The organism is Streptococcus sp. 27098_8_99 (assembly GCF_041431935.1).
Lineage (GTDB): Bacteria > Bacillota > Bacilli > Lactobacillales > Streptococcaceae > Streptococcus > Streptococcus parasanguinis_D.
This window is the reverse complement of the sequence record NZ_JAPVYQ010000012.1, coordinates 57,210-69,730: the sequence shown is the minus strand read 5'-3', so window position 1 is coordinate 69,730 and position 12,521 is coordinate 57,210. Positions and strand designations below refer to the sequence as shown.

The following is a 12,521-nucleotide window of genomic DNA, read 5'->3' as shown; positions in this document are numbered from 1 at the left end:
GAAATCGAATTCTAACGAATTACCGATTTCTGTCCCTCTCTCTTCTATTATTCCTTCCAAAAGGTCAGACTCTGGGTAAATCGGTAGTTTGAACTCTTAGTAGACACTGTCGTTTTGGGATATTTTTCCAGTAATTGTTGGATCTTGTATAAGCCAAGACCGCGGCCCTCTCCTTTACTCGAGTAGTCCTTTTCAAAAATTCTCGCCAGATCTATTTTTTCAGCTTTTGTACTATTTTCAACTATTAGGATGAGGGAGTTTTCCTCCTGGAGCATGGCAAGAGTCAGCTGTGGGTCGTCTGATTCGAGACTCGCTTCGATAGCATTGTCACAAAGGATGGATAAGAAGGTGATGAAATCTAAAACCTCGATGAATAAATCTCGAACAGGTTCATCGATCTCGACAGAGATCCCAATCCCTTTGTTTTGAGCCTCCAATAATTTTGCGGACAGAACACTTTTTACAGCTGGATTTTCGATGTGACTGAGTTTGGCAATATCAAACTTGCTATCGTAAAATTGTTGGCCACTCTCTCGGAGAACATTCTCATAGACTTCCCTGATCGCATTGAGGTCTTCGTGCTCAATACTTAATTTGAGACTGGTTAAAATATTCAGGTAATCATGACGAAAGGCACGAATCTCCCCGTAGAGCATTTCGACGTGTTGGCTATAGGTGGCTAACTCCTGCAGTTGCCTATCTTTTTGTTCCAGAATCTCTTGTTTCAATCGTTCTTTGGACACTGCATTGAAATACAAGAGCATCACAAAAAACAAAATCAAATAAATACTATTTAACTGTTTCCGCAAAGCATCTGCATGCGGAATAATATCCTCAAAAACCACCAGACCTACAACACTGAGCAAATACACAAACATGGAAAGATCCATTGGGAGTAAGAAACGATTAAAATACTGCCGTTGAAAGCCTACTTTTAGATCTGTAAAATCTAGTTTTAACAATTTAGTGATTCCTATATAAACAGGAAAGACCAGCAATTCAAGTAGAGCATCATACCAGCTGACAGATGCCTCACGAACAAGTACAATCCCGAGCATCGGAAAGACATAAAAGGCTAAGAGACGCCCAATGAGACTCTCCACGACAACCGGGTAGAGCCCATAAAAAATGTTCAAGAGGTGTCGTATGTTACGATTTCGATAGAAACTATAGGCAATAAATACTAAGAAATAGCCAAAAAAGCCTACCGGTGGCACAAGGGTAAAGACGACTGCAAAGAAGAAAGGGCACAAAAAGAGCCAGCGCCAAGCGAACTCTTGTCTACTGATATGACGATAGATCAGCATGCTGACGAAGAACTTTAGGTAAGACATTAGAATAGTTAACAGCAATTCTTTCTCCCTCTATTTTTTCAAAGCTTCCAGTAAGCCTCTATACTTGGTCCGTGAGATCAAGCAATTGTCTCCATTTTCAAAAAAAGCTTTCTTGGCTTCTTTATCAATCTTCGTAATATTTTGCGGATTCACCACAAAGGAGCGGTGGCACCGATACAAGCGGGGATCTGCTTTTTCGATATCGGCAATACTAGCGTAAAATTCCAAGCGCTCTTCCTGGGTGTGTAAAATGACCTTGTGAATGGTTGGAGACGTTTCAACATACAAAATCTTATTAAAAGGAACTTGTACACGCGCCATCGCACTCTCAAATGTAAAGGCATCTTGCGCAATCGTGGTCCCAGCTTGCTCCAAGGTATAATCGATAGCTGAGCTGATTCTCTCTCTGAACTCTTCCTCACCCAGCGTTTTATCGATAAAATCCAAGGCAGCCACTTTGTACTGAAAGGTAATGGGCATGAATTCAGAGTGAGTGGTGACAAAAACAATGGTCGCATGGGGGTCTTTCTTACGAATCTCTTTTGCGATCTCTAGACCCTTTTTCTCCTCACCTTTAATCTCGATATCTAAAAAGAATAGGTGATGGGCGCCTCTCTCTGTGATAGCATCCAGCAACTGGCTTGACTTCCCAAACACTTCTGGCGCTTTGCATTGCAAGGATTTTTGACGGATAAGATCCTGCAAGACCGCTTCGATACGCGATTGTTGGATCCATTCATCTTCTAACACAAAAATCTTCAACAAAGTCCTCACTCCTTCCCCTCTACGAATATGTTCTATTTTACCATAAATGATGCCTGCTGAGCTACTCTTTCAAAAGAGACTCAAAAGGCCTTCTATCTTTTTTCCTTAACAAAAAAACTCTCCCGGAGGAATCCGGAAGAGCTTGCGCAAGGGGAATTTGAAAAATATTTTTTAATATGAAAAAGGTCGATAAAATCTACACTATGTTCAAACTCTCATTTTACTAACAGCGATATTACGATCAAGTTTTATTGTCAATAGACATGTATGTGGGAAGTTCTCCCCTTGCAACAATGTAGACCTGTGATCTACTCTTACTAGTATACACTAGAATTATTACAAAATCAGTTAATTTGTATTGCAATTTGTTGGCAAATATTCCTCCGCCTGAAAACACCACAAACGCTTGATTCCCAAGCATTTACACAAGTCCTCTTTAACTAGTATTTATCATTTCTGTTACAAAATTTAAAATAAAAATATTATTCCATAACAAATAAAAATCCCAAAGCACGATAAAAAGGGAGGAAAGAATCTTCCACTCCCTTTGAGCTAGTAGGACGATTAGCCAGGCCCCACAATAGCGGCTGGCGTCAAATGATGAGAGTCATAGCCTCAATCATTTGTAGCGGTTACGACGTGAAAAGGGAGGAACGATATTTTCCTCCCTTTGAGCTAGTAAGATGATTAGGTAGGCCGCAACATAGCGGCTACCGTCCAATGATTCGGTGCTTTAGCACCAATCATTGGTATCAGGTTACATCATCCCACCCATCATGCTTGGATCCATTCCTGGTCCTGCTGGGGCTGCTGGTTCTGGTTTGTTGGCTACGACTGCTTCGGTTGTCAAAATGAGGCTAGCTACGGAAGCGGCGTTTTGAAGGGCTGAACGGCTCACTTTAACTGGGTCGATGATCCCTGCATCAATCATATTCACCCATTCACCTGTTGCAGCATTGAAACCTGTTCCGACTTCGGCATTTTTCAAGCGATCAATCACAATAGATCCTTCGTAACCGGCATTGTGGGCAATTTGGCGCACTGGCTCTTCCAAAGCACGAAGAACGATATTGCGTCCGGTAGCTTCATCTCCTTCCAACTCAAGGGCTGCGACTGCGGAGATGACATTGACAAGAGCTGTACCACCTCCGGCAACGATCCCTTCTTCAACGGCTGCACGAGTCGCATTAAGAGCATCTTCGATACGGAGTTTCATTTCTTTCAATTCTGTTTCTGTTGCAGCACCAACCTTGATTACGGCAACACCACCAGACAATTTGGCCAAACGTTCTTGTAATTTTTCACGGTCAAATTCAGAGGTTGTGGTTTCGATTTGTGACTTGATCACAGCCACACGGTTAGCTATCGCTTCTGGGTTACCAGAACCTTCGACAATGACGGTACTGTCTTTATCGACTGACACTTTAGCTGCTTGACCAAGGGCTTCGATGGTTGCATCTTTCAATTCCAAACCAAGGTCATCTGTAATGACTGTACCACCTGTCAAGATGGCAATGTCTTCTAGCATGGCTTTGCGGCGATCTCCAAATCCTGGTGCCTTGACAGCTACGACATTAAAGGTACCGCGGATCTTGTTCAAGACAAGTGTTGGAAGAGCTTCGCCATCGACATCATCTGCGATGATCAAAAGCGGACGGTTGCTTTGAAGAATGCTTTCCAACAATGGCAAGATTTCTTGGATATTTGAAATCTTCTTATCAGTGATCAAAATGTATGGATTTTCAAGGTCTGCCACCATTTTTTCATTATCAGTGACCATGTATTGTGAAAGGTAACCACGGTCAAACTGCATGCCTTCAACGACTTCCAGTTCTGTTTCCATTCCACGAGACTCTTCAATCGTGATAACCCCATCTTTGCCAACTTTTTCCATGGCTTCAGAGATGTACTCACCGACTTTTTCAGAACGAGAAGACACAGCAGCTACTTGAGCAATGGCTTCCTTGCTTGATACTGGAATCGCATTGTTTTTCAAGGCTTCTACTGCTGTTGCAACAGCTGTCTCGATCCCACGACGGATGCCAATTGGGTTAGCCCCTGCTGTGACGTTTTTGATCCCTTCACGGACGATGGCTTGGGTCAAGACCGTTGCGGTCGTTGTACCGTCACCTGCGATATCATTGGTCTTAGAAGCCACTTCTGACACCAATTTAGCACCCATATTTTCAAAATGGTCTTCCAATTCGATTTCTTTTGCGATGGTCACCCCGTCATTTGTGATCAAGGGTGAACCAAATGATTTTTCAAGAACCACATTGCGACCTTTAGGGCCCAACGTAACTTTCACTGTATCTGCTAAGACATCGACACCACGTACCATTGCAGAACGTGCATCAGATGAAAATTTAATATCTTTTGCCATTTCTCTTACCTCTTTCTTCTCTTACTCTACAATTGCAAGAATGTTCGCTGTTCCAACGATGGTGTAGGTTTCTTCCCCATCTTTCACTTCAATTCCTGCATGGCTTTCAACCAAAACGTGATCTCCTGCTTTTACAGCTGGGGCGATGAGTTCGCCACTTAGGGTACGCACACCTTCACCAACGGCCACTACTTCAGCTGTTTTTGTATCAGCCTTGCTCGCACCGGCGAGGACAAAACCTCCAACAGTCTGTTCTTTTTCTTCTACTTTTAAGACCACACGGTCTCCTAATGGTTTTAACATATTCATTCCTCCATACGAGTTTTTTAGCACTCTCTATACGTAAGTGCTAACTTATGTTTCTATTGTATCACTTGGTCAGAAATAGTCAAGAAAAAAACACCTCAAAAATAGATGAGATGTTTCTAAAATTTCAATTTAAAATTGTCAATTTTTGATTGAAATCGTCGATCACTTTTTGAAGATTGATCCGCCCGCGGTAGATGCCATATCCAAAAACAATCATGCCTAAAATTCCAACCAAGGCTAGTAAAATCCCGAGGATCAAGAGTGGGAGGAAACTTTTGTGAAAGAGATAGATCAATACCACACCAATACTGGCAATGATAAAGAGTAAGCTGAACCAACGACCAAGGTTTTCAAGCATGTGGCGTTGGTACTTGATTTCTGTTTCATATCCATTGACAAGTTCTTGTTTTGTAACCATGGGATTCCTCCTGATAAAAATTGAGAATGAAGTGCAAGTAAAGGAGGTCCATTCACTTCATTCTCAAAAACTCCTACTAGCAAATTCGTTTTTTTACCTTAGTATTTAAGATGTGGGTCAAAGATACCAAGGGCAACACCGATCAAAGCAACTACAACGAGAAGTAACATAACTTTGTTTGGTGAAATTTTTTTCTTAGACATCAACCACCAGCAAAGAGTGATGAAGGCTGCTGTCAAGAGACCTGGATAAACACCATCGATCTTTTCTTGGATGTTCAAGAAGACTTTTCCTTCAGAATTCTTGAATTGAAGGGCTGTTGTAACAGATACCCAAGTAGCTGCTACGGCACCGATAACCATACCACCGACAACGCTGATCGCTTTACGAAGAGCTTGTCCTTTTGGTCCTACAAGGAATTCAACGGCTTTATCCCCTAATTGGTAACCTTTGAAGAAGGCAAAGCGCATACCAAAGTAGACTAAGAGGTTCCATACGACGATGTAGAAGAGAGCACCAGCGACGTTACCACCTTTAGAAAGACCAAGGGCAATCCCTAAGAGAACTGGGATCAAGGTACCAACAACCAATGAGTCACCAATACCAGCGATTGGTCCCATCAAACCGGCACGCATACCGTTGATGGTTTCGCCATCCACTGCATCTCCGTTTGCACGCGCTTCTTCCAAACCAGCTGTGATCCCTACAACAAGAGATCCAAGTTGTGGTTCAGTGTTGAAGAAGGCCGTATAGGTTTGCATAGCATCCTTTTGTTCTTCTTTTGTGTCATACATTTCTTCTACGATTGGAAGCATAGAAGTCAAGTACCCGAAGGTTTGCATATGTTCTTGAGAGAAACAAGTCAAATGACCATAATACCAATGATGGAATGCTTTTGCTAATGTTTTCTTTGAAATTTTCTTTCTATCAGCCATTTTAAATATCCTCCTCATCATCGTCTAGATCCACCGCTCCGGCTGGAGCAGCTTTCATCGATTTGATCACTTCAAGTTCATAGTAGATTACTGCAAAGATTAATGAAACAACGGCACTGGATACCAAGTTCAATCCGAGAGATTTTGCCAAGGTAAATCCAACAAAGAATGGAATGAAGTCAGTTGCTTCTGTAACAATTTGTTTCAACAAGATGGCAATACCGACACATGGGAGAAGAGCACCGACTGTAAAGAGGGCTTTCATCCAGTAACCATCCATAGGAAGGTATTGTTTCATCAAATCAACCATGTTTTCACCGTATTTGGTGATAATCATTGTTGGAAGGAAAGAGAAGAGGAAGTGAGAGATCCAAGGGTAAACCCAGTCAACTGCGTAGAGTTTTTTGAAGTTTCCTTCTTCAACAGCTTTCCAACCAATGTGTTGCCATACCAAGTTCATAGTAGCGGTACCGTAGAAAAGAACTGTACCGATTGTCCCAACGGCTGCACCGATTGGAGCTGCAGCTGCGGCGATTCCAGCTTCATCTGTGATGTTATTAGCATGCACAAACAAGATAGCAAGAGGAACACCGATGTAAGAGATGGCACGCACATCGGCAGATACGGTACCACCAGGTGTTACCAAGGCGATATAAACGACTTGAAGGGCAACCCCGACCATAATACCGGTTGTCACATCTCCAAGAATTAAACCTGAAATCAACCCACCGATCAAAGGACGACCGAGTGTATAGTTCCCGATACTGGAACCTCCCATACCAGGCATTGAAGACAAGCTGGCGAAAATACCAAGCAAGATTGCTTGAATCCATGAAATTGTCATAACAAACGCTCCTTTTGTTTGTAAATTTATTTACCTAACAGATAAGACTGTTAGTTTTAAAAACCAAATTTTGATTTGAAATCATCCCAATACCCGATGGAAACATCTGGCAACAATTGGAATTTCACCTTGTAGCCTGCTGCTTGAATGGCTTGGAAGGCTTCTGCTTCTTCCTGAGTGATGGATTGGTTATTTCCCAATTTCACAGCTCCAGGACGATCATTTGCAGGGCCAACAATGATTTCTTTGACATCACCTGGGACAAACCCTTGGTCGACCAAAATTTCCTTCATATCGATTGGATTTTTGGTGATCAAGAAGTAACGACTATCTGATTCTGTTACTTTTGCTGATTTTTCTTTAAAGGCTTCCTTTGTCCATACAAAGGTTTTCTTGTCTGATGCGCCTTTGTAAGCTTGAATCAAAACCTTGTTTGATGCTGCTGCATCGTTTACGGCAATCAAACCATCACATGGTTTTTCCTTTGCCCAGCGTGTGACTGTCTGACCGTGAATCATGCGGTCATCAATCCGTACAAATGTTACTACCATAAGGTACCTCCCTATTAAATATCGTCATCATCTTCTTCAGCACCAGTGGCTGAAACTTCAAAAGGCTGTAGTGCAGATCGTGCTTCTGATAAGATGGTGGCTGACAAATCGTCTCCATCCAACACATCCTTCACCACAACTGCCGTCAAGGCCATGGTGAGGTTCATCCCACCAAGGATTAAGGCTCCATCGAGCTTTCCAGCTTCTTCTAGAACCGTGGCTGCAGTGGTTAATGGACTACCACCTACGATATCTGCCAAGACCAAAACAGAATCATCAGCTGTCAATCCTGAAATGCTCTCTCTGAAATCAACTGCGAAGTCATCAACTGATTTTCCTTCTTTGAGTCCAACTGCGATGACCTGATCCATCTTATCACCAGCAAACATGGCTAGTGATGTTTTTAGACCTTCTGCCAGTCCACCATGACTGACCAAAACGAGGTATTTCATTTTTCTACGCCTCCTTTATTTGACTCTATTGTAGATTATTTGAAAGCGTTTTTACATTGTCAAATGTCACATTCCTAATATGACATTTAGCAATAAAAAAATGACATCTGTCACTTGACAAAATGCCATCTTATTTTACTCTAAACTCCTACCTGTAGACTACTTTCAATCTCCCTCTGAATTTGAGGCAAGCGGTTCTCGACATCCTGATCGCGCAAGGCATTGCCGATCAAGTAGTCTAGCTTTTCTAACACCTCTTTTGAGACATTTTTTGGACTACTTTCAATAGCTTGTTCCATGATGCGGTTCAAGGTCTGATTGGTCAAGGAATCCGTTCCAAAATCATCCACCTGCAGAAGGTCTTTACTAGAGCGACTCTTGACGACCTGTGGCATGACGGAGATCCCTTGGGATTGGGCAAAAAGGGTTTGTTGAATGTCTGGATCCTCTGTTAAGAGTTGCATCAATTCCCAAGCCAACTTGGAATGAGAACTTCGAGCTGACATAGCAAAAGAAGTCGTCGTGACCAAGGTTGCCTTGGTCGTTTTTGACTTAGCAGGCATCGGGATACAGGTCCAGGTAAAGTTTGAATATTTAGAAACGTGGTAGGGATACGGTTTATAGGTCCGATATTGGGCTAAGGTCATGGGATAGAAGGCGACTTTTCCCTGGTCAAAATCTTTAGAGCTCACCTTGTAATTTTTATTTAGATCTTCCAATTTTTGCAGAAAAGTCAGAGACTCTTTGACTTCTGGAGCCGTGAGCTTGAGCATGCCACCTTGGAAGAGATGACCTCCATTTGCCGCCAAGGCTTCTTTCCAGGTGTATTCTGTACTCCCAAATTGGTCCAATTGCCCATCCCCATTGGTATCTTTGGTTAGTTTCTTGCAAATCGTATAGAACTCTTCAAGGGTCCAACCTTCTTTGGGAACCGCGATGCCTTCTTTATCCAAGAGATCTTTATTGACACACATCAAAATCGGATTACTTTCATAAGGTAAGGCATAGGTTTGCCCCTGATAGACACCGGATTCAAAGGCAACGGGATAAAAGGCAGCTTGATCTTTTCGATCCATATAGCCGTTTAACTTTTCTAATACGCCTCGCGCTGCTAATAAAGAAAGATCTTGCTCAGAGACCATAAACACATCCGGCGTCTTTCCTGAGACAATCTTTTCGGAGAGCCAGTCAGAATAATCCGACTGAGGAATCCCATTTTCATACTCTACACGAACGTGGGGATGGGATTTTTCAAATTTTTGAATCGCACGATCCAAGGCATGGGAACGTTGACTGGTCGGCACATCCCAGCTAGAACCTGCATAAACGCCGATATGGAGGACGGTCGGTTGCTGTTTCCACCAATAAAAACCCGCGCTCACACAGAGCACAACAAGGAGACCAATCCCCCAACAAAGATGCTTTCGCTTCAATTTCATTCTGTATTTCCTTTAGAAAAATCACGTCTCGTCACTCCTGTTTGGACTGACCAGATCGCTAATTGCGTTCGATCTCGTAGGTTTAATTTCGCCAAAATCGTTGATAAGTAATTGCGCACGGTTCCTTCTGACAAGAAAAGTTTGGCCGCAATTTCTTTATTGGACTCCCCATAGCCGACCTCTTGGATAATGCGCCATTCCGTCGTGCTCAAATCCTTGACATTGTCCTCATCTACAGCAATAGAGAAGTTGGATTTGGCCATTTGTGAAAAAATTTGAAAGACTTTACTAGCGATATTCGGATTGATCATGGCTCCACCTTGATACACCACCTTAATCGCTTCATAAAGCTCGTCTGTCGAGGCTCCCTTTAAGAGATAGCCTGAAGCACCATACTTGAGCGCACTATAGATAAACTCATCATCATCAAAAGTTGTCAAAATAATAATTTTGATATCCGGATAGTGCTCTTTGACTTCTTTTGTCGCCAAAACTCCATCCATGCCTGGCATCCGAATATCCATTAAGATCAGATCCGGATGTGTCTGTGGAATGCTCGACAAGACGTGATTCCCATCTTCCACTGTGGCCACCACTTCGATATCGGGGTGGGCTGACAAAATAATTTTCAGAGATTCTCGAATCAAGGCCTGGTCATCTGCCACCATTACTTTTATCACCATCTCTATCTCCCTTCTTTATATTTCGGTAAACTGACGCGCGTGAAAAATCCATCGCGGCTTTCAAATTGAAGCTGTCCTCCTAGGATGGAAATTCGTTCCATCATCTGCTTGAGTCCATAGCCATAGGTCAAGGTTTCAAACCCAACCCCATTGTCCTGCAACTCGATCAGGTAATCTTCTTCATCCTCAAAAAAATGAAGGCTCATCCGGCTAGCATGACCGTGGCGAACCGCATTGGTCATAGACTCCTGGATCACACGAAAGATCGTATCTTCAATCATGACGTCCATATCGACATCGACCCATTCATAGTGTAAATCAACCTGCAAATTGGAAAGTGTCTGGTACTCGCGGATCATCTTTTCCAAAGCATCTTTGAGAGTTCGTCCCTCAAGGGCACCTGGACGGAGGCGATTGAGAGAGCCCCTCACATCCTGGATCCCTTCACGAACCACTTCTGATACACTTTTTACCTGCTCTTTTGCCCGATTTGGATCAATATCAATCAAAACCCCAACGGCATCCAAGCCAGCTGATATCCCTGTTAGCGCGTGCCCCAAGGTATCGTGAATCTCCCGAGCAATCCGCTTGCGCTCCCGATCTTCTGCAATCTTCTCAGACAAGGCCATATAGTTGTTCAACTCCGTATTGACCTTCGAAACCATGGCCAACTCTTCTTCCACTTCGTGGTTTTCCGCAAGAACATTCATAATATAGAACAAAAGCGAAATAATGAAGAGCACCATATTCAAGGCATAGAGAGAATTCTTTAAGAAAAAGGCCGGAATCCGGATAGAGGCGGGGTAAAAATGAATATAGACATCAAGAGAAGGAATCGGAAAGAAAAGCGAAAAGACGTCTGAATTGGTCACAAGAAGCATCAAGAAACTTACTAGGATAAACGCAAACCAATACCTGCGATCTCGCTTGGTATTCAACTCTTTGGAACCATAGAAGATATCTGCAAAAACCAAGAGAATGAGCCCGTTATAAGCTACATTTTGGACCCACATCAAGAGCAACATCAGGAGGATCTCCAGAATATTCCACTTATCAAAAATGGACCATCGACTCGTTTGAGACCGATAACGACTCATGGAAATCAAGGCAATCCCAGCAAATAAGAGTGCAGACAACCAAAAAGTTGTAGAGGGCGCAAAAGGAATGCGCTCTAAGCGTTCTACTAATAGAGAAGCTTGTCGTTGGGCAATGATATAGTTGGTTGCTTGAAGATAGATGATACTGTTGAGCATCACAGCGATAAAATTCACGACCATCAGAATGGCTAAACTGTATCTCACACCTCTAAATTTTCTCATTACTGCCACCCATTCACATCAAATTGATCGATGTTTTCCTTTGTCATCATTTGAACCGGAATGGTTATTTCTTTTTGGTAGCTCTTCCCATCAGCCATATCTTGGATGACCTCCATCACGCGGTCTCCCATCTTCAACGGAGACTGGGCAACTGTTCCCACGACATCATCTGTCGAGTGTAGCAAGGCTTTCATATCTGGTGAGCCATCGATCCCATAAATCGCAATGGGATGAGTGATTCCTTGCTCCTTGATCGCTGCTAAAGCTCCTATAGCCGAGCGGTCATTTAGGGCAACTAGTGTATCAACATTCCCCCCTGACTGCAAGAACTTACGGACAGCCGGCATGGCGATCTCCGTCTGCCCCTTGGTTTCAAGTTCCGAGATGATCTCATAAGATCCATGTCCTTTGATGGTATCCTTAAATCCCTGAATCCGCGTATCTGCCGAAACAGTCCCATTGTGCTCCAAGAGAAGGATCCGAGCATTTGAAGAGCGTTTCATCAGCTCTTTCGCAATCAAGACTCCTGCTTGGTAGTTGTCGGAGACAATGCTGGCATCCGGCTTAAAATGCTTCAGCTGGGTATCAACTGCAATGATCTTAATTCCTTGTTTTCTAGCTTTTTTAAGAGCCCTTAAAATGGGCTGACTATCCCCCTTGACCGGATTAATCACAATCACATTTACTTTTTGAGCGCAAAAATCATCGATCTGCTGGCTCTGCCTTTTTTCGTCCAATTCTGGATCTCGAACAGATACAAGAGCTCCTTTCTCATCAGCAATTCGACTAATTTCCGAATGAATACTTTTATAGAACTCATTGTTCATGGTCATATAGGTGACACCGATCTTGGTCTGTCCCTTCATGCTACTGGTTTGACAAACAGCATAGATCCACAAGAGGATGCAGGCCACTGGAATCACCAGTAGAACCCGTTTTATCAGCCATTTTAACAGTTCTTTTCTTTCTTCTTTCCTCTTCAAACTCCGTTCCTTTTCTGAAAATTTTGAATATATATTACTTTATTTTACTACTTTTTCAAGAAAAGTGCTGGCTTTTATTGTACAGATGCATATTTTTGATTTATTT

Annotated in this window: 13 protein-coding genes; all 13 read right to left on the bottom strand. The window is 42.8% G+C overall.

What is annotated here, in order from left to right:
- Nucleotides 1-47: 47 nt before the first annotated feature.
- The 13 genes from O3605_RS07840 to O3605_RS07780 all read right to left on the bottom strand — a co-directional run bounded on the left by O3605_RS07840 (nucleotide 48) and on the right by O3605_RS07780 (nucleotide 12,415).
- Nucleotides 48-1,352: a sensor histidine kinase gene (locus tag O3605_RS07840; RefSeq protein WP_371585789.1), complete on the bottom strand. Its 1,305-nt coding sequence runs from the start codon at nucleotides 1,350-1,352 to the stop codon at nucleotides 48-50.
- A 12-nt stretch (nucleotides 1,353-1,364) separates the two neighbouring features.
- Nucleotides 1,365-2,099 carry a response regulator transcription factor gene (locus O3605_RS07835; protein WP_371585787.1) on the bottom strand — a complete coding sequence of 245 codons (735 nt, stop codon included), beginning with the start codon at nucleotides 2,097-2,099 and terminating at the stop codon, nucleotides 1,365-1,367.
- 757 nt (nucleotides 2,100-2,856) lie between these two features.
- Nucleotides 2,857-4,482 (bottom strand): chaperonin GroEL, encoded by a 1,626-nt coding sequence (gene groL, locus O3605_RS07830; protein ID WP_003004647.1) that lies wholly within the window; start codon nucleotides 4,480-4,482, stop codon nucleotides 2,857-2,859.
- 21 nt (nucleotides 4,483-4,503) lie between these two features.
- A complete protein-coding gene (gene groES / locus O3605_RS07825; RefSeq protein ID WP_024055367.1) occupies nucleotides 4,504-4,785 on the bottom strand; it encodes a co-chaperone GroES in 282 nt (93 codons plus the stop codon).
- Nucleotides 4,786-4,915: 130 nt separating this feature from the next.
- The gene (locus O3605_RS07820) at nucleotides 4,916-5,209 is read right to left on the bottom strand and encodes a hypothetical protein (protein WP_003004348.1); all 294 of its coding nucleotides are present in this window, start codon (nucleotides 5,207-5,209) and stop codon (nucleotides 4,916-4,918) included.
- Nucleotides 5,210-5,307: 98 nt separating this feature from the next.
- Nucleotides 5,308-6,162: a PTS system mannose/fructose/sorbose family transporter subunit IID gene (locus O3605_RS07815; protein ID WP_037585172.1), complete on the bottom strand. Its 855-nt coding sequence runs from the start codon at nucleotides 6,160-6,162 to the stop codon at nucleotides 5,308-5,310.
- Entirely contained in the window at nucleotides 6,146-6,988 is an 843-nt protein-coding gene (locus tag O3605_RS07810) for a PTS mannose/fructose/sorbose/N-acetylgalactosamine transporter subunit IIC (protein WP_003019182.1), read from the bottom strand. Before O3605_RS07810 ends, O3605_RS07815 begins: the two co-directional genes overlap by 17 nt.
- Nucleotides 6,989-7,044: 56 nt before the next feature.
- Nucleotides 7,045-7,539: a PTS sugar transporter subunit IIB gene (locus O3605_RS07805; protein ID WP_000261775.1), complete on the bottom strand. Its 495-nt coding sequence runs from the start codon at nucleotides 7,537-7,539 to the stop codon at nucleotides 7,045-7,047.
- 14 nt (nucleotides 7,540-7,553) lie between these two features.
- Complete coding sequence (locus O3605_RS07800) at nucleotides 7,554-7,991, bottom strand: PTS sugar transporter subunit IIA (RefSeq protein ID WP_371585784.1); 438 nt, start codon at nucleotides 7,989-7,991, stop codon at nucleotides 7,554-7,556.
- 140 nt (nucleotides 7,992-8,131) lie between these two features.
- Nucleotides 8,132-9,430, bottom strand: a complete 1,299-nt coding sequence (locus O3605_RS07795; RefSeq protein WP_371585782.1) for an extracellular solute-binding protein — start codon at nucleotides 9,428-9,430, stop codon at nucleotides 8,132-8,134.
- Nucleotides 9,427-10,110 carry a response regulator transcription factor gene (locus O3605_RS07790; protein WP_049496902.1) on the bottom strand — a complete coding sequence of 228 codons (684 nt, stop codon included), beginning with the start codon at nucleotides 10,108-10,110 and terminating at the stop codon, nucleotides 9,427-9,429. The genes O3605_RS07795 and O3605_RS07790 overlap by 4 nt, the downstream gene beginning before the upstream one ends.
- Nucleotides 10,111-10,115: 5 nt before the next feature.
- The gene (locus O3605_RS07785) at nucleotides 10,116-11,432 is read right to left on the bottom strand and encodes a sensor histidine kinase (RefSeq protein ID WP_371585780.1); all 1,317 of its coding nucleotides are present in this window, start codon (nucleotides 11,430-11,432) and stop codon (nucleotides 10,116-10,118) included.
- Nucleotides 11,432-12,415, bottom strand: a complete 984-nt coding sequence (locus O3605_RS07780) for a substrate-binding domain-containing protein (protein ID WP_049496876.1) — start codon at nucleotides 12,413-12,415, stop codon at nucleotides 11,432-11,434. The genes O3605_RS07785 and O3605_RS07780 overlap by 1 nt, the downstream gene beginning before the upstream one ends.
- Between the last annotated feature and the right edge of the window lie 106 nt (nucleotides 12,416-12,521).